The sequence below is a fragment of the Corynebacterium sp. HMSC06G04 genome (assembly GCF_001807365.1).
Lineage (GTDB): Bacteria > Actinomycetota > Actinomycetes > Mycobacteriales > Mycobacteriaceae > Corynebacterium > Corynebacterium simulans.
In genome coordinates this window covers 20,031-39,463 of the sequence record NZ_KV788611.1, presented here as the reverse complement: position 1 = coordinate 39,463, position 19,433 = coordinate 20,031, and the positions used below count along the sequence as shown (strand labels likewise).

Sequence of the window (19,433 nt, the reverse complement as noted above, 5' to 3'; positions counted from 1 at the left end):
GTGGATGAGCCGTGCCGTGAATGCCAAAAGTTGCGTGAGGGCTCTGAGGCGGAGGATGCCCGGGCCGCTGAGGCTGAGAAGGAAGCTCGCCGCGCCGCGATTGATGCTTGCGACCTGTGTGACGGGAATGGGATGCGCTACGAGGGTGGGGAAGCGTGGCGCTGCGACCACAACCTTGAAACACACTCAATTCATGGCCCAGCAGCCCCGCAGAGCGACAAACAGCACGCCGATGGGCAATCACCCCAAACCGACACCCCAACCCCGCAGAAACGAAAGCAGGCACCATTTTGAGCAGAACACGAAAAACCGCCAAACAAGCCGGAGCACGCTTTGAACGAATCATCGCCGACTACCTCGCCGCCAACCTTGATGACCGCATAGACCGCCGCGTCAAAACCGGGGCGAAAGATTGCGGCGACATTGCCAACGTCAGAGACAGCCACGGCGCACGCATCGTCATCGAATGCAAAGACTACGGCGGACGTCTCCAACCAGCCCAATGGCTACGCGAAGCCCACCAAGAAGCGCTGAATGACAACGCCTACGCCGGAATCGTCATCGCCAAACGCAAAGGCACCACCAACCCCGCCGACCAATACGTACTCACCGACCTAGCCACACTCATCCGACTACTCAAAGGACCAGGACAATGACCGCTGATGACTACAACGAATTGCGCCGCGACATGCGCAAAGATGACGCCATCCTGCACACCCCGAACCCCGGCAGGCCCATCACGCTTACCCCACAAGACCAGCACATGATTGTCGGCGCAATGCGGAACGCCCAAGGCCGCAGCGACTACGTTGTGCGGCGCACCACACGCTTCGTCATCGACCACTGGGAAGAGTTGAGCGAACACACCCGCTACATCCTCACCCGCGACGCGGGCCTCGACCTCCACATGCGCCAAGAAGAAACCCCAGACCAGGCCGCCCACTACCCGAAAGGATGGACACAAGCATGACCCCTGAGACGGCACGCTACTGGCTAGGGGACGGTACACGCCCGCCACTCATCCCGCCCTATGTGGCGCAGCAAGCCCTGGAGACCATCGCCGCAATGCACTGGCAAGAGGCGGATTACCGCCCGCCGCGCTTCTACACCGTGGACGAACCCATAGAAAAAGGCCCAGATTTGGGAGACCACGCGACCCGCGCACGCAGACTAGTAGGCGAATGGGAGAAGGCATGAGCATCAGCTATAGCGGCGGCACGATAGACGAATTCAAAGCCACCGACTCCGATATCCACATCGAAATGCTGCAAGACCAGCTGTATCACGTCAGCATCACCGGCTACCACGAAGCCGAATTCATCATCCACGGCACCATCCAGGAGACAGACGTATGACCACCCTCGCAGACCTCACACCCGAAGAACGCGCCGATTGCCGAGGAATGTGGTGCCAAGACGGACTCGGCAATTTATGTATCTACATGGGGGAGTACACAGGCCGCGACTGGCTAGCCGTATGCGCCTACCCCGAATCCGAATGCACACTCACCGAACATATAGAAGACCTAACCCCGCTCTATGACCTCCCCAGCGCCTGGACACCAGACGGACAACCACCAGCAGGACAGTGGGAGCACATCAGTGAGCCACGTTTCCAGAATCATAAGCGCCGCTGGGTAGGTGGCTGGGAGCAAGCATGAGCCGCTATCGAATCTTCAAAGCGTACTGCGCATGGCACGTGTACGAACACGGGATGAAGCGCTATGAATCCTTCCCCACCTGGGGGCAGGCTATGGCATACGCAGACCGTAAATCTCGACTAGCCCCGGACATCACCATTGAAGACCCAAGCGGCCAATTCTGTGACCTCACCGCCACCAACAAGCGAGAGTATATTCACCTCAAATCAGGCGGCGACACCTTCAACATCGCACCGCATGAATGGAAACCGCTAGCGCTCTTCCTACTCGACGTAGACAACCAGGAGGGGGAAGCATGAGCCGGTGGAAAGTCTACAAAGACCATGAAGATAGATGGCTGCGCTGGATAGCCCAGCCTATAAACGCACGCTGGTGGGAAGAAGCCCAAGGGCGCCGCTTCCCACAATGGGACATGGCACTACGCTACGCAGCCCGCATGGCCCACCACCCACTACCCAGACCCGCCTGGAACGGCAAAGCAGTAGCGGAGGCGCTGCAAGCCCTCGGCTTTACGCAGGAGGAACAAGCATGAGTGTTGATGAGCAGCAGTTCCGTGACACAGCACGACGCCTAGGAAGACTCTATGAGCAGTTGCACGAGCTGAAACACGCCCGCCCTAAACCACCAGAAGTACGGGTGATGAAACCCGCGCCTGGCCCACAGTCCCCGGGTAACTGGTTATTCGTCGCAACGTACATCGACCAAGAACAAAAGCTAAGGGAAGTCGCGTTCAACGCCCTTGGTGACATTGGTGTACGCATCCACGACAACGATGCAGCAGCCCCACGACTCTGCCAACTCTTGGCGTTCCACGCACAAGCAGCCAGCGAACTCAACTGGGCCAACGACCTACACGACGAACTCCTAAACCAAGTTCGCATCATCGACAGGAGATGCAACCCACCACAACCCAACATCATCGCCAAACAACCCGAACCACGACACGGCGCAGAACACACCGCACGCCAACTCAGAGCACGCGGCATCCCCACAACCGCCGACACAATCCGAGGATGGGCACGCTCCGGACACATCACCCGAGCAACCATGCCCAACGGACGCAGCGGCTACCTACTCACCGAAGCCCTCAACCACGCCAAGAAAGGACAATCATGACGCAGAGAAAGACATTCTCAGATCACTTCAAAACCATCGACTTCATACCTCTCCCAGGCGCATTCTGGCTTGAATACCTAGAGAAAGACGGAACCACTGTTCGCAGCGAGATGCCGGGGCTACTCAAGGAAGAATTCCTAGGTATCAACATCACATATTGGGGAGAGGACGGAAAGCCGCTCCGAGCGGAGTTCCAAGAAGGGACAAAGGATATCGAATTCCACGCGGCAGACATTGTCGATGGCGAAGTGGTCCGAGCTGATATAGCTGACAACTTCCTAGGCTGCACCCCGATGCGGCAAGACCGAATTTAGCTTCTACGCTGACAATTCCCCACTTCCGGTGTACAATCGACGCGACGACTTCTTATGCCCCGGAAACCCCGGGGTTTTCGTCGTTTTACGCCCCTGGCACACCCTGTACCCCAACAGTTATTTTGAGTCTAACCGCCAGGGGCACCAAGCCCTACCGCCTACCTCTCATCCGTCCATGCTGCGTGGGTTTTCGAAGTCAGCACACCAGAGAGGTGAGGCTGTCAGTTCGCGACTGAAGTAGGGCACAAGCATGAGGGAGGTGGCCGTGTCGCTCATCGTTGTGACCGGCCCGCCAGCGGCAGGAAAGACCACCTACATCCGAGAGCATGCGAAGCCTGGCGACATTCGCATCGACCTCGACCACCTGGCCAACACACTCGCCGGCGAGGACGTAGGCAACCATGAGCACGCGGCGCACATCCTCACCGTCGCCAAGGCAGCACGACAAGCCGCCATTGACACCGCCATCACCCAGGACTGCACAGTGTGGCTTATTCACACCAAGCCCACGCCTAAGCAACTCAACGAGTACCAAGCCCTGGGAGCGACCATCCACGAGATTGATCCAGGCAAAGACGTCGTGATGAAACGCTGCAAAGCAGAGCGGCCCAAAGAGTCACTGTTTGCAGCCGCTAAGTGGTACGACAACAAACCAACAGCGAAGAAAAGCACGCATGAGCGCGGCTACGGCACCCAACACCAAAGACAACGCCGCATACTCCTCGCACGGCACACCGACGGCGCACCATGCCCAGAATGCGGCAAACCAATGTTTAAGACCGCTTCCAAGAATTTCGACGGAGCTGCCCTGGAGGCCGACCACGGACCAGGTAGCGCCTTGAAATACGCGCAGGACAAACAGCGAACGAAAGCCACGCGGCTCCTGCACCGCACCTGTAACCGCAGCGGCGGAGCATGGGACCGGCCAAAGAAGGAGAGGCCAGCCGGTGGAGAACCCCCAGGTCAAGGCTTCATCTGGGCATGACCAACTTAATGAAACCCGCCACCAATAATCTTAGGCGGGTTGGTCGCCTGACTCCGCCCCGTCTGCCCTTGAGTCAGCCCGTCTCTCTCCCCACGTAACGCCGGATTTTTCGGGCCTGTGCGCGTGTCTGACGACCTAACAGAGAGTGAGGTAAGGAATGACCCTTGAGGATTTAGAGAAGGGCTTAGCGGACGGCAGGGAACTGTCGGAGTTCGACGCTCGTGCGGTCGCCGTTGTGGCCCAGTTGATTGGCCGTGTACGCGAGGCCCGTGAGATTATCGCTGCTGAGGGGCCTTTAGCAGCGAAGGAGTCAGGGGAGCCCATCGAGCACCCGGCGGTGAAGGTGGAGCGCATGGCCTCAGCTGAGATTCGGGGTTGGGTGAAGGAGCGCCCTGACCTGTTTGGGCAGCGCTCTGGTTCGTCGGCGGCTGATTCAGCCTCGAAGGTGGATAAGTTCGGTGGTTTCAAGCTCGTGAAGTAGTTAGTGGAGGTGTCTGGTGGCTAAGCCTGCGTGGTTGATTGGGTGTCAGACGCCGACTCGTCAGCATGTGCCGGTTGGTGATGCTGAGTTTGCCGATAAGGCTTGCGAGTTTGTCCGCTGGGCGGGATTGAGCTTGTACCCGTGGCAGGAAGACCTACTCCGTGATGCTTTGCTCCAGACTGACGAGGGGATGTGGGCTTCGCGTGAGGTCGTGGTGTCCCTAGCCCGCCAGAATGGCAAAGGCGAGGTGCTTGTAGCCCTAGAGCTGGTGGCTATCTACCTATGCGGTGCGGAGCGCATCATGCACTCGGCGCACTTTTTGGACACTGCGATGGATGCGCGTGACCGCCTGTGGGATGTCATCGAAGCAAACCCTGTGCTCATGGAGTGGTGGGAGGATGAGCACCCGGGCGAATATCCGAAGCCGGTGCTTGGTAATGGTAAGGACGCTATCAAGTTCCCGAATAAGGCGAAGATTTATTATCGCACGCGTACTAAGAAGACCGGTCGTGGTTTGTCGTTTGACTGGCTGATTTTTGATGAGTGCTTTGACCTCCCGAATGAGGTTTATGCGGCGATGAATAACACGACGAAGGCGCGCCCTAATGCTCAGAAGGTGTTTATTTCGTCGCCGGTGAATACTCGCGAGCACTTTCATGGGGCTATCTTCTCTGCGAAGCGTTGGGCCGCGTTGGATGGTGTGGACGGCATGCTGTTTAAGGAGTGGTGCCGTGAGGAGGGGGACGATCCGTTTGAGCAGTCGACGTGGGTGAAGGCTAATCCGTCGTTGGTGGATGAGCCACGCCCTGGTGTGCAGTTGGATGAGGTTCGTGCCGAGGCTGCTTCAGCACGGTCGTCGGAGGCGCTTCTTGAGCCGTTCCTGGTGGAGACCTTGGGGCAGGGCGAGTGGGTTCCACGTGATGGTGATGTGGTCGATGACTTTGTTCCGGTGGTTGATTTTGAGGATTGGTCTGCTGCGTCGGCGTTGATGCCGTCGTCTTTGGGGGAGTCGTGTTTGGCGGTGGATGTGACGCCGGATGGTGAGTCTGTGGGTGTTGTGTCTGCCGCGCAGTGGGGCGAGCGGGTGTTTCTGTCGCTTGCTCCGTATGAGGAGTTTGACCGCGCCCTGGTGGTTGAGAAGGTCGCTAGCACGGTGAAGCTGAATGACCCGTCGGCGGTGGTGTTGGACCCGTCGGGGCAGTGCTCAACGCTTGTGGAGCCTTTGCGGGGTATCGGGGTTGCCCCGGAGACGTTGAGTGGTTCGCAGGTGTCGAAGGCCTACGAGCTGTTTCTCCGCATGTGGGCGGAGAAGCGGATTGCGCATGATGGTTCGCAGCGGTGGTTGGATGCGTTGGGGGTGGCGCAGGAGCGTTCTAAGAATGGCCGGTACCGAAGCCTTGACCGCTACTCGGGGGACGTGACGGTACTCGTGGCCGCGTCGCTTGCGGTGTGGGGGCTGCAAGAGTTTGGTATCGGCAATGCCGAGGTTGAAGTGAAGCGAACCCGTCATTATGTGAGTTCGGCGCGGGCTGTGAAGAAGCAGCGTCGTGTGTCTGAGATGAGTTTCTAAGGAGGTGGCCCGTGTGGCTGGTTTGAATGTGCGCGAGGTGGGCCATGCGAGGGCCACCCGTAACCATGCTTTGGCGGAAGATAATTGGGGGCTGCGGTTCCCGCATTCCGCGAAGGTGTTCGCGAAGATGGGTCGTGAGGATGCTCAGGTTACGTCGGTGCTGCGTGCGGTGACGTTGCCGATTCGGCGCGCTACCTGGTTCGTGGAGCCTAATGGTGCGCCGGATGAGATTGTCGCTGCCGTTTGTGAAGACCTGCGGCTGCGTGCGAAGGGTGAGGACCCCAATAAGCCGTTCGCCCCGCGTACCGGCAGGGTGTCGTGGGAGAAGCACCTGGAGCAGGCATTGAAGGCTTTGCAGTTTGGGCACATGTTCTTTGAGCAGGTGTACGAGCCTGGTTTGGATGGGCGTGAGCGCTTGGTGAAGCTGGCTCCTCGGTGGCCGGGCACGATTGACCAGATCAATGTTGATGATGATGGTGGCCTGGCCTCGATTCGTCAGACCCCGCTGGCATCTCGTTCCCGGGCGGATGAGGCGCGGGTCATTCCAGTGGACCGACTCGTGGCCTATGTCTTTGATGATGAGGGGTCGCAGTGGACGGGTAAGTCGGTGCTGCGCCCCGCGTACAAGCACTGGAAGCTGCGGGACTCGCTGCTACGTCTTGAGCTGAACACCCTAGACCGTAACGGCATGGGCGTTCCCGTGTATACGGGTTCGGATGTGGCGATTGACCCTGATAAAGACCTTGAGGATGGTCAGGCCATTGTTGAGGGGTTTCGTGCTGGTGAGCATTCTGGGGCGTCGATTCCGATGGGTGCGAAGCTGCAGCTTTTGGGCACCTCGGGGCAGTTGGTTAGCCCGCGTGAGGCGATTAACTACCACGATTCGATGATTGCCAAGTCGGTTCTTGCACACTTCCTCAACTTAGAGGGAAAGGGCGGCAGTTACGCCCTGGCGGAAACCCAGTCAGACCTGTTTATCCAATCGTTGCAGACCACCGCCGAGTGGCTCGCGGATGTTGCCACGCAGCACGTGGTGGAGGATTTGGTTCGGGTGGCGTTCCCTGAGCACACCGGCCTAGTGCCGCGTATCGCATTCGACCCGATTGCCTCGAAGAAGGAAATCAGCGCCGCTGACCTCGCCGGGCTGAAGAATGCCGGCCTGATTCTAGGCGACAAGGACCTAGAGGAGGACCTGCGTCGCCGGTACACGCTGCCGCCGAAGCAGAAGCTAACCGATGCACTTGAGTCGAAGAAGCAGAGGCAGCAGTTGGAAGAGCAGATAGGCGTCACGTTGAGTTCCCAGGATGAGATTCCTACTGATACGCCTACGAGTAGTGGGGAAGGAGGCACAGTATGAACGAGATTCTTTTGTATGGGCCGATTGGGCCGGATTTTTGGGAGCCTGAGAATGCGATTACTGCGAAGTCGGTGATGGCTCAACTCTCCGAAATCTCCGGTGACGTGACGGTACGCATCTCATCTGGTGGTGGTGATGTGTACACGGGCATTGACATCATGAACGCGTTGAAGAACCACGATGGTGAGGTCACTGTGATTGTGGAATCACTGGCCGCGTCTGCCGCGTCGTTCATTGCGGTTGGTGGTGCTGACCGCGTACTCATGAGAAAGTCGTCGGAGTTGATGATCCATCGTGCGTGGACTTTGGCTGAGGGTAATGCGGATGATGTGCGCAAGACCTTGGCTGACCTTGAGCGCCAGGACAACAAGCTTGCCGCTATCTACGCCGGTAAGGCCGGGGGCGAGGTGCAGGACTGGTTGGACGCGATGAGCGCGGAGACGTGGTACACCGCCGAGGAAGCTGTGGCCGCTGGTTTGGCGGATGGGATTGTGGCTGAGAAGTCGTCCGCGCCGGAGCCGTCGGCGTCGTTGGCGAAGCGTCGTTTCAAGTTCGCTAACCGGGCTGCGGCACCACCGCCGCCGCCTGTTTCCCGGTCGGTATCGGGGGACGCAACTACTACGCCCAGTGATGGGCAGGAAGGGGATACTGTGAGTATCTTGAATCAGCTTGCCCAGGAGTTGGGCAAGAAGCCGGAGGACGTGCAGCGCGCACTCTCCGGCTTTTTTAATGAGGAGGTTACTGTGACCGCCACTGTTGACCTTGCCTACCCGGAGGATGCGACTGTCGTCCCGACCGGCGCGGTTGAGGTTGCTCCGGCCGGTGAGGTGCCCGCTGGTGTGGTGTTTGAGCTGACCGGTACCCCGGACGGTTGGACGGGTGAGGTCGCTGAGGACACTGGTGTTCTCAAGGTGACTGCGCCGTCCAGCGTGGAGCCGGACACCACCGTGGAGTTCACTGTCACCGCCAACGGTGGGGATGCACCGGTGGAGTTGACCGTACCGGTCACGGTGAAGGCTGCGGCCAACACCGAGGAGGACACCCCAGCTGAGCTCACCCCGGCCCCGGCTGCGCCAGCGGATGACACCGTCACCCTCGACGCCGAGACCTACGCCGAGCTCAAGGCAGCAGCTCAGCACGGATGGAAGGCCATGGAGCAGCAGAAGGAAGTCGACCTCGTCGCCGAGGTCGACGGCTGGATTAAGGAAGGCCGCATCTCCGCCGCCCGCCGAACCAAGGCGATTGCCGCGATGAAGCGCGACCCCGAAGCCGCCCGCGACATCTACGGCTCGAACCCTGCTGGCACCATCCCGCGTGCGGAGATTGGCTACGGCAAGGACGTGGAGACGGAGCCGTCAAAGAACCTGTCCGCGAAGGCCGACAAGGTCGGCTTTCTTTCCCGCAAGAACTTTCACTAAGGAGAAGTCATGTCGAATCCCACTTTCCGCTCCGGCCCGATTAGCTACAAGGCCGAAAAAGACGTAACCAAGTTCCGCCTCGTGCAGGTAGGCGAGAACGGTGTTAAGCACGCTGCGGCTGCTGGCCCCGTGTTTGGTGCCGTCACTGAGAACGCGTTCGCCCCGAAGGATGAGCAGCCGGTCAACACTCTCGCTCTGGATGCGCCGGGCATCGTTGCCGTCCATATTGGCCCCGCCACCGTCCCGCTTGAGGTAGATGGTGATGCCACCGCGATTAAGCAGGGCGCGCCGGTGTACGCCGCGGCTGACGGCAAGGTGTCTGCCACTGGCTCCCTGCTTGTTGGTGTTGCTGCCCGCCCTGGCGCTGGCAAGACCGTCAAGACCACCCTTGTCACCCCGGTTGTTGCCCCGGCAGCAGCGGGCTAACCCAACTTTTTGAAAAGGAGAAAGAATAATGGGAGATCTCATTACTAGCGCCTACGATGGCCCAAAGCTGACCGTATCCGAGATGATGGAGGACCCGACCTTCATCCCACAGCGCGTGGTTGATGGACTGCAGGGCCAGTTCCTGGAAGACCTATTCTTCCGTCAGGCAGAGGACAACAAGGGCGTTGTGGCTTTCCGTGAGGCTGCCGCCCAGTATCTTGCAGACGACGCGGAGGAAATCGCCGAGTTTGGCGAGATTCCTGTTTCCGCCCCGGAGCTTGGCCCGCTGCGCGCCGCCTACGGTATCAAGACCGGTGAAGCTATCCGCATCTCTTACGAGATGAAGAATGAGAATAAGGTTGACCAGGTTAACCGTCATATTCAGGCCCTGGAAAAGACCGTCATTCGTCACGGCATCAACGCTGTGCTTGGCGTGTTCGAGGCAGCAAAGGTTCCTGAATTGCAGGCGTCCGCGCCATGGACCGGTGGCGACCCCGTCAAGGATGTCTTCGACGCAGTAGAGCTGGTTCAGTCCGCGCATGAAGACGAGGACATTAACCGCCAGTTCGACTATGAGCCGAACACCATCCTGCTGCACCCTGCTTCCTACACGAAGCTGATTCGTAATGAGCAGATGCAGAAGTATTACATTGGTGCCGCTGCTCTGGATAACCCAATCTTCCTGGACCAGAATGGTGACTCCATCTTCGGTGGCCTGCGCGATACGGAGCTGTTTGGCACCCTCCGCGTGGCGACCTCCCGTCTTATTGCCCCAGGCACAGGGTATGTCTTTGAAGCACAGGGCGCCGGCTTCAAGTCCGACACCATGCCGCTGACTGCGACACCGCTGTACTCTGAGGGTGGTCAGTCTGAGCTTGGTGGACCTACCATGTCTTGGCGCTCCGACCTGGTGCGTAAGCGTGCTATTGCGGTGGATAATCCGAAGGCTGTCGTTAAGCTGACCGGTATCGCCTAATGGTTAAGGTCACGTTAGCGAAGCATTGGAGCCCGGAGGATGTTGTGTATCCCCCGGGTTCTGTCGTTGAGGTAGATGAGGAGACTGCGCACTGGCTTGAGGCTTGTGGTGCTTTGGTTGACCCGTCTGCGAAGACGGCGGTGAAGAAGCCTGTGGAGAAGCCTAAGACGGAGCCAGCGCCCGAGCCGGAGGCGGAGCCTAAGGCGGCTGCTGGTTCGGTGGAGCGCCCGGCTCGCGCCGCGTCGATTGATGATTGGCGCAAGTACGCCGAGTCCCTGGGGATTGTCACTAAGGGCCTGTCGAAGAAGGACATCATCGCCGCAACCCAATAGTGAGGGAGGTGCAGCATGCTTGAGATTAGTGCCGAGTATGTAGCTGAGCGTCTTCCACAGTCGTTGACTGGTGAGGAGATGAAGCGCCTTGGCGTGTTCATCGAGGATGCCATTGATCTCATTGAGGTTGAGTTCATGCGCTGTGGTCGGGACTTTGACCAGGAACTGGAAACGGTGCCGTGGTTGGGGTCTGTGGCGCGGCGCGTGATTCGTGAAATGGCGTCTGCGGCGATTCTCGTCGGTCCTAATGCTGGCGTGCGGTCGGTGTCTTCCACCACGGGGCAGGAGTCGGACAGCATCACCTATGCCGATGTGGACAGCGTGAGTTTCGGCGGTGTGCGCCTGACTGATGCGCAGCGTGCCCAGCTTGGCCTGTGTATGCCGGGTGGTGCTCGTGGGCATTTCCCGCCGCCGCGTTGTTGGCCGGAGGTGTACTCGTGGCCGAAACGATAATCGTTCATGGTGCCGCTGGTGGTGTGGATGATGATGGTTACCCGGTTGCCGGCGGGCCTGACCGTAAGGTCATGGTGAAGTCGGTTCAGCCGTTGTCGTTGTCTGAGATGTCGGATGAGGATAAGCAGGGCACGAAGGACATTCTGCGTGTGTGGGCACCGGCTGGTACTGAGGTCGCTGATGGTGATGAGGTCACTGTGAGGGGCAAGCGGTATCAGGTGCGTATTACTGCGTGGGATTGGTCTAAGCATCGTCGCCCCGTGTACCGGCGGCATCGCCCATCAATGGTTTTCGATTGTGTGAGGGGTGAGGGCTAGTGGCGAAAGTTGGTAAACCTCAGCTGAATATCCCGGATGAGTGGTACAAGAAGAATCTTTCTGCTTTGGCCCCTCAGCTTGCGTCGAAGGCGCAGGCGGTTGCTGGCGCGGTTGAGGGTGATGTGCCGGTGACGGTGACGATGAAGACGGACCGTAATGGCCGGCCTGTCGCGCTGGTGACGTTGGCGCATGCGAAGGGCCTGGCGATGCAGGCTAAGCATGGCACGTTGACTCGTGCTGCTGCGTCGCAGGGCCTGGATGTGCACCGCTACAGTCCGAGGTGAGCGGAGTGGATTTCTTCATTCAGCGGAATGCCCCGGAGGTCATTCGTCGCGCTCTGCGTGGCGTGGTGGCGAAGCCGATGAGGGTTGTCGCGACTATCCCGCAGGGGTGGTCGGTTGATGATGGCCCGGTGGTGACGGTGTCGAGTGATGGTTCGCCTCGCTCGGGTCGTGCTACATCGACTGAGAATGTTCGTGTGAACGTGTACGGCAAGTATGAGCCAGAGGTTCGGCGGGTTGCCGCTGAGATTGATGCCTGGCTTCTTAACCCCCACTCTGTTGGGGGTTTTCGCATATCTCCCGGCCCTTTCCTCGTCGTGAAGGATGAGGACGTTAAGGGCTGGGTTGCTGCGGTCACGGTGGTGGCCGCGTCTACTAAGAAAGGATTTAGAGGATGACTTCCCCTACTACTGGCCAGGGCACTCAGACCCTGGAAACGGATCGCGCCCGGATGATTGATGTCTGGAAGGACGCCGAGGTGTACTGGTCCACTGAAAAGGACCCGAAGATCGGCTTTGACGGGTCGTTCGACCCGAAGGTCTGGTCTTTTGTTGGCCTTCTGAATGATGGTTCCGCCATTACCCAGGAGCCGGAGGTGGACCGCACTGAAATCAACTCGTTCGGTGGTGTCCTTCAGCTGCTGAACAACAAGTTCAAGAAGGACGTTCGCGGCTTCGACGCCCTTGAGATGAACGACGTGACGTTCCCGCTGCTGTGGCCTGGCTCCGAGTTCAAGGAGGGTAAGCCGGGCGTGCTGCTCGCTCCGGAGAACCCTGCCGAGGGGTTCATCGCGTTCAAGACCACCAACAGCTTTGGTGATGTCTACATTGACGTGTCTCGTCGTAAGGCGCTCGTCTACTCCGAGAACGGCAATGAGCGCAACGATGATGGTGCTTCGGTTATCAGCTTCAAGGCTGAGATTCGTAAGGACCAGTACGGCGCACTGTACGACTACCTGCGCCTGAAGGGTGGCGATACCCCGGATGAGCTGCCGGAGGTCATTCGCTTCTCCGCGAAGAAGAACGCCACTGGCGACGCTGCTGAGGAGGCTCCTTCTCGCGGCGACTCTGGCGCTTCGCAGTAGTGCGATGGGGTAGGGGAGATTTTTGGCAGACCGCCCCTACCCCTCAACCCAATTGGTCTGCCCATTTTTCTTATTCAACAATTTCAATGTGAAAGGGTCTGCCATGACTACTCGCAAGAAGAAAACCGACGACGCTATTGACCCGAAGGACGCCACCGGGGCGCAGGCTGAGGTCATCGAAGAAACTACCACTGATACCAACGATGAGGTGGTGGAGTACCCCACGTTCACTATCGAGGTCAACGGGGAAGACATCGAGATTGAAGACCGCTGGACTCGTGAAGCCGCGCCCGCTGGAATGATGTTCGTGTTCCATGAGCGCTACGCCCAGAAGTACATTCCGAGTGTGTTGGAGCAGCTCATTGGTGAGGACCAGGTGTTTAAGCTGATGGACCTTGGCCTGTCCGTGGATGAATTCCGTGATGTATTTGCGGCGTGGGGTGAGCGCCGCCAGGGAAAATAGAGCTCCTGTACCTCATTGCCCAGCATGAGGAATTGGTAGAGGTCGATTTTCAACGCTTCTACCACCTGGACTACCGGGATTTCTACCGTGAGGATGGGGGAGCTTCACGCATGACTCTGCGGCGGTTGTTGATTCTTGCGGAGAATTTGCCGCCGGAGTCGCTGTTTCATTCCATGATTTCTGACCGCCCTCCGGTGAGTGAAGTGTCCTCGGTCCTGATGGATATTTGGTCAAGTTTGAATGGCCAGAAGCATCCGCGTTGGGAGCAGTTGAAGCGTGAGCGTCGCGCCAAGGAGCGTGAGCTTGCGATGGAGCGGGCGCGTGAGAAGGCCCGAAAGCTTAACGCCGCCAGGTTGTAGCCTGTGCGGCCTTTTTGATGGAGGTACCTAGATGTCTGGTGCAGCAGGCTATGCCGTATTGCCTACTACGATTTCGCTGTCGGGCATTAGTAAGGAGCTTCAAGATAAGCTTCTGGCCCCGGCGTCGAAGGCGGCGAAGCAGGCCGGCGACTCCATCGAGAAGGGCATTCAGGCCGGTGCCGATGATGCGGCAAAGCAGGTCGAGAAGGCCAACTATCGTGTAAAGAAGTCCTCCGAGGAGCTGGCGGCTGCTGAGTCGAAGCGTAATTCTGAGGTGTTGAAGTCTCAGGCGGCGGCGAAGCAGTTGGAGGCTGCTGAGTCGAAGCTGTCTGAGATGAAGAAGTCGGGTAAGGCGTCGTCTGAGCAGTTGGCCCGTGCTGAGGCTGATGTGCTGAATAAGCGTGCCCGTGTGGAGACCGCTGCGCAGAATGTGGAGAAGGCGGAGCAGGGTGTCGAGCGGGCGATGACGGAGTCTGTGAGGGCTGCGGAGTCGTTGGAGAAGGCGGAGCGTGACCTTGCTTCGGCTTCTGATGATGCTTCGGATAAGTCGCGTCAGTTGTCGAAGGCTGTCGATGATGCGGATGATTCTTTTGGCCGCATGGAGGTTGGCGTCGGTGCGGTCGCTGGTGCCGTCGGCGGTATTTTCGCTGGTGTCGTCCAGGCCGCTATTGGCTCCATGGGTGACCTCGTGCGCGGCGCGATGGATGCCTCTGATGCGACTGACAAGTTCAAGCAGACGATGGACTTCGCCGGGTTGGATTCGTCGGCGATTGAGAAGGCCACTGCCGCCGCCCAGGAGTACGCGGATCGTACCGTGTATGAGCTGGGTGATATTCAGTCGATGACGGCGCAGCTCGCGGCGAACGGCATTCAGGACTACACGGGCCTGGCAGAGGCGGCTGGCAACCTGAACGCGGTCGCTGGCGGCAACGTTGACACGTTCAAGTCTGTGGGCATGGTGATGACACAGACCGCTGGCGCGGGCAAGCTGACGACTGAGAACTGGAATCAGCTCGCTGATGCTATCCCTGGCGCGTCTGGCAAGCTGCAGGAAGCCCTGCTCGATGCTGGTGCGTACACGGGCAATTTCCGCGACGCCATGGCAGACGGTGAGATTACCGCTGAGGAATTCAACGACGCGGTAATGAAGCTGGGCAATGAGCCAATTGCTCAGGAGGCGGCGCAGTCGACTGCCACGTTTGAGGGCATGCTTGGTAACTTGCAGGCAGCTGTTGAGGGTGGTTTGGCTCAGGCGTTTAATGAGGCGAAGCCGCAGATTGAGGCTGTGGTGAACTTCTTCTCGTCAGCAGCTGAGTCGGTAATTCCTGCCTTTGTGGGGGCCGTGGCTGGTGTCGTTGATGCGCTGAAGTTGATTGGCGAGTACAAGGGCCCAGTGCTGGGTGTTGTGGGTGCCTTGGGGTCGTTGACTGCTGGAATTGCAGCGTATAACGCGGTGGCGAAGATTCAGGCCGCTGGCGGATTCGTCGGCGTAATGAAGTCGATGAAGACCGCGATTATGGAGACCACTGTCGCACAGAATCTTCTGAACACGGCCATGTGGAAGTCTCCGATTACGTGGATTACGGCTGCGATTGTAGCTGTCGGCGTGGCACTGTGGGCGTTCTTCACGAAGACTGAAACGGGCCGCAAGATGTGGGAGTCCTTTACGGAATCCCTTGCTGCTGGCTGGGATTGGGTAGTCGAAAAGCTTAAGGCTGGTCTGGATTGGGCGCAGTCTACTTTCGGCCCAGTGCTCTCCCAGATTAGTGAGACTATCTCCGATGCGTGGGATGCCACGGTGGAAAAGGTTACCGGGGCTATCGACAAGGTGAAGGAGATTGTTTCCGGGGCACTGGACTTTTGGAAGTCTGGTGACACCACTGACTACGCCGAAGCTCTGGGCATGAACCCGGATTCCCCAATCTTCACGTTCCTGCAGCTCTTCCGCGACAAACTCATCGCGTTGAAGGACTTCGCCATCGAGGCGTGGGGCTTCATGTCGGAGAAGTGGGGCGAGTTCACGGTGGGCTTCGGGCAGTTCTATGAGACGTGGATTGCCCCGATTGTGTCTTTCATGGGTGATGCGTTCCAGGTGATGGGCACGATTGTGGTTGGGGCGTTGAAGGGGATTTGGACGGCGATTGAGTTCGTTGGCAGTGTCATCTCCACGGTGTGGTCCTCGGTGATTCAGCCAACCCTGTCTGTATTCATGTCAGTGGTGCAATCTGTGGCGTCGTTTGTCGCCCCAATCTTCACCGCCATGATTGGTGGTGCTTTCCGCACCATGGGCACCCTGATTTCTGATATTTGGAATGGGATCATTAAGCCCACGTGGGATTTCTTCCGCAACGCGACTGGTCTTCTGGCGGACGTGTTGACGGGCAATTTCTCAAATATCGGGAACCGTTTCTCGTCGATGGGTGACGCCATTTCCAACGTGGTGCGCGGCGCTATCAATGCGGCGATGAATCTCTTCAAGTCGATTTTCGACAATGCGAAGGGGGTTGTGTCCGCGTTTGCTGACTCTGTCGGCAACATGGTGGGCGCGGTGCGCGGCAAGATTGGCGAAATGCTCAGTGTTGTCGGGGAGATTCCCGGCAAGATTAAGAACGTTTTCGCTAATGCTGGCCAGTGGTTGGTGAATGCCGGTAAGAACATCATTTCTGGTCTCATCAACGGCATTAAGTCCATGTTTGGGCAGGTGGGCAACGCTATCGGGTCGATTATGCCGGACAAGATTCGCGGCATGATGGGCTTCGCCAGTGGTGGCCTCGTCCTCGTGGAAGGTGGTATCACCCGCGCCTATGTGGATGGTGGCATCGACAAACTTGAGCGCTACGCCAATGGTGGCACCAGGGAGGACCACCGGGCGCAAATCGCCAAGGGTGGCGAGTGGCGTGTGTGGGCGGAGCCGGAAACCGGCGGCGAGTCCTACATCCCACTCGCTAAGTCGAAGCGCAAGCGATCCACTGAGATTCTGGCTAAGACTGCCGATATTTTTGGGCTGACTGTGCTGGATAAGGACGGTGAGCGGATTACCCCGGCACCGTACTCAGCTGTCGCTCCGATGCGCGCTCACTATTTCGCTAATGGTGGCGTCGTGTCCTCCAAGGAGCTTTTGGCGTTTGCTTCTGGGCAGAATGTGAAAGGCAAGCAGGCCCCCGCTTCGCTTGAGGGCTCGCCCTACGTGTGGGGAGGTGGCCTGCTTGGCAACTGGGGTGACTGCTCCGGTGCCATGTCCGGGCTGGCGGCGTTCGCTATCGGCATGGACCTTGCAGGCCGCAAGTTTGCCACCGGTAATGAGGGCCAGGTTCTGTCTCAGATGGGCTTCTCGCCGGGCACGTCGCCTGGTAAGTCCGCGTTTGAGGTTGGGTTCTTCAATGGTGGCCCCTACGGTGGTCACACGTCCGGCACTATCTATGACGCTAATGGTCATGCGACGAATGCGGAGATGGGTGGTGGTCGCGGTAACGGCCAGATTGGTGGCGCTGCTGCTGGTGCTCGTCACTCTCAGTACACGGATCGTTATTGGATTGGGCTGAAGGATAAGCCTCCGGTGCCGCCGAAGATGAATGAGATTCTTCCGATGGCGGAGACCGGGGAGATTGATACTTCTCTGGTGACTGGTGAGTCCACATCATCCGGTTCTGCTTCGCAGACGGTGAAGCTGTCTCCTGAGGAGGCGGCTATCGCCACCGCCGCGAACGAGCTTGGGGATAAGTCCGTTGTGGAGCATTTCACTGAGGGCTTGTTGGATATGGCGGGTCTTGGTGGTGGCCTGTTGGCGAAGATTCTTCTGGGTAAGCCGGGGGATTGGTTGCCGTCGGGTGATTCCATCATCACTGAGAAGCAGGTTCAGGTTCCGACTTCTGCGAAGAAGGAGGAGCCGAAGGTTGAGGTGGATAAGTCGGTTGCTCCGGCTGTTGTGACTCCGGATGAGGCCAAGAAGGCTAAGACTGCGGAGTGGGGCCAGGAATTCTTTGCGAGTGAGATTGCTGAGGCGGCTAAGCGTCTTGGTGTTGGTGCTAAGGGCGCGAAGATTGGTGTGGCTACGGCGCTTGTTGAGTCGGGTAATCCGATGAAGATGTGGGCCAACAAGGCTGTGCCCGAGTCCTTGAAGTATCGTCACGATGCTGTTGGCTCTGACTACGATTCAGTTGGGCTGTTCCAGCAGCGCAATAACGGCGCTTGGGGCGAGGTATGGCAGCGCATGGACCCGTACGAGAGCGCTGCGATGTTCTTCCGCCAGCTGCACACCTTCAAGTGGGAGGACATGGAGCCTGGTGCTGCCGCGCAGAAGGTTCAGGTGTCCGCATTCCCTGGCCGGTATGCACAGCAGATGGGCCTTGCCGAGAAGCTGGTTAATGAGACCGGTGTTTTCGGCGGCGGTGGTTCTGCTGCTAAGCCGGAGGTTCAGCTTAAGGGCGCGTTCACTGAGTTCTCTTCCGCGTGGGATGGTGCAGACGCCGGCATGGTGGACACCTCTCTACTTTTGCGTAGTGAGGATGCCGCTAAGGCGATTCTCAACCTGGTTGAGGAGCGCGGTAAGGCAAAGACCGGTGTGGCAGCTAAGGACGCCTCGCCGGTGGCCTCCTACAAGCACCTGATGACGACCGGTGACTACGACGGGCGCATGGCCCAGATCGGCATCCATGAGGATGATGACCTCGTCGGGGCCGTCATTGATGCCCGCCGCGCTGGCGCGGTGTACGACCAGGGCGGCTGGCTCAAGCCGGGCGGCATTGCGTTCAACCTGTCGAACGAGCCGGAGCCTGTGTTCAACGGTGACCAGTGGCGTGAGATTAAGCGCGGTGGCCTGAATGGTGACCAGGGGATGACCCTAGTGGTCAATCTTGAAGGCCAAGAAGTGCTGCGAAAGCGCGTCGACAAGGTAGAAGGCGAGGTCACCATCAACACTGAGGAAATTAGCAAGCTGCGCCGTCGCACGAGCGTGGCTGTGGCTGCGACTACTAGGGGAGGCGCGATGTAATGGTTCATCCCGTGAGGTTTGGTTCCGGTTTTTCGGGATACGAGTTGCCGGACCCGCCTGGCTACAAGGTGGTGTATACCGCGCCGCACCATCCCGGTGAGCAGTTCATCCTTCACTCCATGCTTGACGCGGAGGCTGATGAGCAGCGCGTCGTCCTGAAGGAGGGCGGTTTCGGTGATGGTGTTGGCGGTGTGGATTTCGCTTCGGCGGAGTCCGTCACCCGTTACGGTTCCCGAGTGCTGGGGATGAAGGTTCCGGCGTTTACTGGCTCTCTGGATGTGGTTGTGCGTCCTGGTCCTGATGAGTCTGTGGTGGAGACGCTGCGTGATTGGCGTAATGCGTGGTCCTATTTTGAGGATGGCAAGTTGAAGGTCATTGCTCGTGATGGTGGGGAGCGTGAGGCGCGTGTCAGGCTGGTGGAGTTTGGTGAGGTTGAGGTCGATCCGTCCGGCGTGACCCTTATTGAGGATAGTGTTCAATATCGTTGCCTTGATGGGTATTGGACGGGTGGTGTTGTCACATACACGGGTAACGTCACTGTGACGACTCCTGGCGACTTGCCCCCGAAACTTCGCCTGCGCTGGGATGGGCAAACCACCGCCTTCTCCCTACCCAGTGGTTTAAGCCTGAGTCTGGCTACCGGGCCGGGTGTGCGGTGGATTGACTTAGAGCGCGGCATGCAAGGCCAGGTGACGGATGAGGACGGCAACGTCGATACCGGAACCTGGTCCTCGCTGCGTGGTGTCCTCGTGGGGGAGACTCTGCAGCCGCATACGAAGAATGATTTCCAGTTGGGTGCGGGTCTGACCCTTGAGGTGACCCCGCGCTACCTGAGCCCGTGGAGGTGACCC

Annotated in this window: 26 protein-coding genes; all 26 read left to right on the top strand. The window is 58.8% G+C overall.

Going from position 1 to position 19,433, the window contains the following annotated elements; all coding sequences use genetic code 11:
- Positions 1–290: 290 nt before the first annotated feature.
- The 26 genes from HMPREF3158_RS05520 (at position 291) to HMPREF3158_RS05400 (ending at position 19,430) form a co-directional block, all read left to right on the top strand.
- Positions 291–656: a restriction endonuclease gene (locus HMPREF3158_RS05520; protein ID WP_070497660.1), complete on the top strand. Its 366-nt coding sequence runs from the start codon at positions 291–293 to the stop codon at positions 654–656.
- A complete protein-coding gene (locus HMPREF3158_RS05515; protein WP_070497658.1) occupies positions 653–970 on the top strand; it encodes a hypothetical protein in 318 nt (105 codons plus the stop codon). Before HMPREF3158_RS05520 ends, HMPREF3158_RS05515 begins: the two co-directional genes overlap by 4 nt.
- On the top strand, positions 967–1,197 hold the full coding sequence (locus tag HMPREF3158_RS05510) for a hypothetical protein (protein ID WP_070497657.1): 231 nt from the start codon (positions 967–969) through the stop codon (positions 1,195–1,197). The genes HMPREF3158_RS05515 and HMPREF3158_RS05510 overlap by 4 nt, the downstream gene beginning before the upstream one ends.
- Positions 1,194–1,355 (top strand): hypothetical protein, encoded by a 162-nt coding sequence (locus HMPREF3158_RS12905; protein ID WP_168161748.1) that lies wholly within the window; start codon positions 1,194–1,196, stop codon positions 1,353–1,355. The genes HMPREF3158_RS05510 and HMPREF3158_RS12905 overlap by 4 nt, the downstream gene beginning before the upstream one ends.
- Positions 1,352–1,660: a hypothetical protein gene (locus tag HMPREF3158_RS05505; RefSeq protein WP_070497655.1), complete on the top strand. Its 309-nt coding sequence runs from the start codon at positions 1,352–1,354 to the stop codon at positions 1,658–1,660. Before HMPREF3158_RS12905 ends, HMPREF3158_RS05505 begins: the two co-directional genes overlap by 4 nt.
- Entirely contained in the window at positions 1,657–1,959 is a 303-nt protein-coding gene (locus tag HMPREF3158_RS05500; protein ID WP_070497653.1) for a hypothetical protein, read from the top strand. Before HMPREF3158_RS05505 ends, HMPREF3158_RS05500 begins: the two co-directional genes overlap by 4 nt.
- Complete coding sequence (locus HMPREF3158_RS05495) at positions 1,956–2,192, top strand: hypothetical protein (RefSeq protein WP_070497652.1); 237 nt, start codon at positions 1,956–1,958, stop codon at positions 2,190–2,192. The genes HMPREF3158_RS05500 and HMPREF3158_RS05495 overlap by 4 nt, the downstream gene beginning before the upstream one ends.
- Entirely contained in the window at positions 2,189–2,776 is a 588-nt protein-coding gene (locus HMPREF3158_RS05490; RefSeq protein WP_070497650.1) for a hypothetical protein, read from the top strand. Before HMPREF3158_RS05495 ends, HMPREF3158_RS05490 begins: the two co-directional genes overlap by 4 nt.
- Positions 2,773–3,090: a hypothetical protein gene (locus tag HMPREF3158_RS05485; protein ID WP_070497648.1), complete on the top strand. Its 318-nt coding sequence runs from the start codon at positions 2,773–2,775 to the stop codon at positions 3,088–3,090. The genes HMPREF3158_RS05490 and HMPREF3158_RS05485 overlap by 4 nt, the downstream gene beginning before the upstream one ends.
- 265 nt (positions 3,091–3,355) lie before the next feature.
- Positions 3,356–4,075 carry an AAA family ATPase gene (locus tag HMPREF3158_RS12740; RefSeq protein WP_168161747.1) on the top strand — a complete coding sequence of 240 codons (720 nt, stop codon included), beginning with the start codon at positions 3,356–3,358 and terminating at the stop codon, positions 4,073–4,075.
- A 157-nt stretch (positions 4,076–4,232) separates the two neighbouring features.
- On the top strand, positions 4,233–4,556 hold the full coding sequence (locus HMPREF3158_RS05475) for a P27 family phage terminase small subunit (protein WP_070497644.1): 324 nt from the start codon (positions 4,233–4,235) through the stop codon (positions 4,554–4,556).
- A gap of 16 nt (positions 4,557–4,572) precedes the next feature.
- The gene (locus tag HMPREF3158_RS05470) at positions 4,573–6,126 is read left to right on the top strand and encodes a hypothetical protein (RefSeq protein WP_141741006.1); all 1,554 of its coding nucleotides are present in this window, start codon (positions 4,573–4,575) and stop codon (positions 6,124–6,126) included.
- Between the two features lie 13 nt (positions 6,127–6,139).
- Positions 6,140–7,483, top strand: coding sequence for a phage portal protein family protein (locus HMPREF3158_RS05465; protein WP_070497640.1), 1,344 nt, complete (start codon positions 6,140–6,142; stop codon positions 7,481–7,483).
- Complete coding sequence (locus HMPREF3158_RS05460) at positions 7,480–8,901, top strand: head maturation protease, ClpP-related (protein WP_070497639.1); 1,422 nt, start codon at positions 7,480–7,482, stop codon at positions 8,899–8,901. The genes HMPREF3158_RS05465 and HMPREF3158_RS05460 overlap by 4 nt, the downstream gene beginning before the upstream one ends.
- Before the next feature lie 9 nt (positions 8,902–8,910).
- Positions 8,911–9,327, top strand: a complete 417-nt coding sequence (locus tag HMPREF3158_RS05455; protein WP_070497637.1) for a hypothetical protein — start codon at positions 8,911–8,913, stop codon at positions 9,325–9,327.
- A 28-nt stretch (positions 9,328–9,355) separates the two neighbouring features.
- The gene (locus HMPREF3158_RS05450) at positions 9,356–10,303 is read left to right on the top strand and encodes a phage major capsid protein (RefSeq protein WP_070497635.1); all 948 of its coding nucleotides are present in this window, start codon (positions 9,356–9,358) and stop codon (positions 10,301–10,303) included.
- Positions 10,303–10,635 (top strand): hypothetical protein, encoded by a 333-nt coding sequence (locus HMPREF3158_RS05445; RefSeq protein WP_070497634.1) that lies wholly within the window; start codon positions 10,303–10,305, stop codon positions 10,633–10,635. Before HMPREF3158_RS05450 ends, HMPREF3158_RS05445 begins: the two co-directional genes overlap by 1 nt.
- Before the next feature lie 15 nt (positions 10,636–10,650).
- Positions 10,651–11,088, top strand: a complete 438-nt coding sequence (locus tag HMPREF3158_RS05440; RefSeq protein ID WP_070497632.1) for a Gp19/Gp15/Gp42 family protein — start codon at positions 10,651–10,653, stop codon at positions 11,086–11,088.
- Entirely contained in the window at positions 11,073–11,405 is a 333-nt protein-coding gene (locus HMPREF3158_RS05435) for a hypothetical protein (RefSeq protein WP_070497630.1), read from the top strand. Before HMPREF3158_RS05440 ends, HMPREF3158_RS05435 begins: the two co-directional genes overlap by 16 nt.
- The gene (locus HMPREF3158_RS05430) at positions 11,405–11,689 is read left to right on the top strand and encodes a hypothetical protein (protein WP_070497628.1); all 285 of its coding nucleotides are present in this window, start codon (positions 11,405–11,407) and stop codon (positions 11,687–11,689) included. The genes HMPREF3158_RS05435 and HMPREF3158_RS05430 overlap by 1 nt, the downstream gene beginning before the upstream one ends.
- A gap of 5 nt (positions 11,690–11,694) precedes the next feature.
- Entirely contained in the window at positions 11,695–12,084 is a 390-nt protein-coding gene (locus tag HMPREF3158_RS05425; protein ID WP_070497626.1) for a hypothetical protein, read from the top strand.
- A complete protein-coding gene (locus HMPREF3158_RS05420; RefSeq protein WP_070497624.1) occupies positions 12,081–12,770 on the top strand; it encodes a hypothetical protein in 690 nt (229 codons plus the stop codon). The genes HMPREF3158_RS05425 and HMPREF3158_RS05420 overlap by 4 nt, the downstream gene beginning before the upstream one ends.
- A 103-nt stretch (positions 12,771–12,873) precedes the next feature.
- Positions 12,874–13,233, top strand: coding sequence for a hypothetical protein (locus tag HMPREF3158_RS05415; protein WP_070497622.1), 360 nt, complete (start codon positions 12,874–12,876; stop codon positions 13,231–13,233).
- Positions 13,234–13,265: 32 nt separating this feature from the next.
- Positions 13,266–13,592 carry a hypothetical protein gene (locus tag HMPREF3158_RS05410; protein ID WP_070497618.1) on the top strand — a complete coding sequence of 109 codons (327 nt, stop codon included), beginning with the start codon at positions 13,266–13,268 and terminating at the stop codon, positions 13,590–13,592.
- 31 nt (positions 13,593–13,623) lie between these two features.
- Positions 13,624–18,582, top strand: a complete 4,959-nt coding sequence (locus HMPREF3158_RS13020) for a tape measure protein (RefSeq protein WP_070497616.1) — start codon at positions 13,624–13,626, stop codon at positions 18,580–18,582.
- A complete protein-coding gene (locus HMPREF3158_RS05400) occupies positions 18,582–19,430 on the top strand; it encodes a hypothetical protein (RefSeq protein ID WP_070497614.1) in 849 nt (282 codons plus the stop codon). Before HMPREF3158_RS13020 ends, HMPREF3158_RS05400 begins: the two co-directional genes overlap by 1 nt.
- Positions 19,431–19,433: the final 3 nt, after the last annotated feature.

Coding starts and splice junctions, on each gene's coding strand:
- HMPREF3158_RS05450 (WP_070497635.1), top strand. CDS start 9,356: ATGGGAGATCTCATTACTAGCGCCTACGATGGCCCAAAGCTGACCGTA.
- HMPREF3158_RS05495 (WP_070497652.1), top strand. CDS start 1,956: ATGAGCCGGTGGAAAGTCTACAAAGACCATGAAGATAGATGGCTGCGC.
- HMPREF3158_RS05515 (WP_070497658.1), top strand. CDS start 653: ATGACCGCTGATGACTACAACGAATTGCGCCGCGACATGCGCAAAGAT.
- HMPREF3158_RS05475 (WP_070497644.1), top strand. CDS start 4,233: ATGACCCTTGAGGATTTAGAGAAGGGCTTAGCGGACGGCAGGGAACTG.
- HMPREF3158_RS05445 (WP_070497634.1), top strand. CDS start 10,303: ATGGTTAAGGTCACGTTAGCGAAGCATTGGAGCCCGGAGGATGTTGTG.
- HMPREF3158_RS05490 (WP_070497650.1), top strand. CDS start 2,189: ATGAGTGTTGATGAGCAGCAGTTCCGTGACACAGCACGACGCCTAGGA.
- HMPREF3158_RS05455 (WP_070497637.1), top strand. CDS start 8,911: ATGTCGAATCCCACTTTCCGCTCCGGCCCGATTAGCTACAAGGCCGAA.
- HMPREF3158_RS05505 (WP_070497655.1), top strand. CDS start 1,352: ATGACCACCCTCGCAGACCTCACACCCGAAGAACGCGCCGATTGCCGA.
- HMPREF3158_RS05500 (WP_070497653.1), top strand. CDS start 1,657: ATGAGCCGCTATCGAATCTTCAAAGCGTACTGCGCATGGCACGTGTAC.
- HMPREF3158_RS05460 (WP_070497639.1), top strand. CDS start 7,480: ATGAACGAGATTCTTTTGTATGGGCCGATTGGGCCGGATTTTTGGGAG.
- HMPREF3158_RS05400 (WP_070497614.1), top strand. CDS start 18,582: ATGGTTCATCCCGTGAGGTTTGGTTCCGGTTTTTCGGGATACGAGTTG.
- HMPREF3158_RS12905 (WP_168161748.1), top strand. CDS start 1,194: ATGAGCATCAGCTATAGCGGCGGCACGATAGACGAATTCAAAGCCACC.
- HMPREF3158_RS05415 (WP_070497622.1), top strand. CDS start 12,874: ATGACTACTCGCAAGAAGAAAACCGACGACGCTATTGACCCGAAGGAC.
- HMPREF3158_RS05420 (WP_070497624.1), top strand. CDS start 12,081: ATGACTTCCCCTACTACTGGCCAGGGCACTCAGACCCTGGAAACGGAT.
- HMPREF3158_RS05440 (WP_070497632.1), top strand. CDS start 10,651: ATGCTTGAGATTAGTGCCGAGTATGTAGCTGAGCGTCTTCCACAGTCG.
- HMPREF3158_RS05510 (WP_070497657.1), top strand. CDS start 967: ATGACCCCTGAGACGGCACGCTACTGGCTAGGGGACGGTACACGCCCG.
- HMPREF3158_RS05485 (WP_070497648.1), top strand. CDS start 2,773: ATGACGCAGAGAAAGACATTCTCAGATCACTTCAAAACCATCGACTTC.
- HMPREF3158_RS13020 (WP_070497616.1), top strand. CDS start 13,624: ATGTCTGGTGCAGCAGGCTATGCCGTATTGCCTACTACGATTTCGCTG.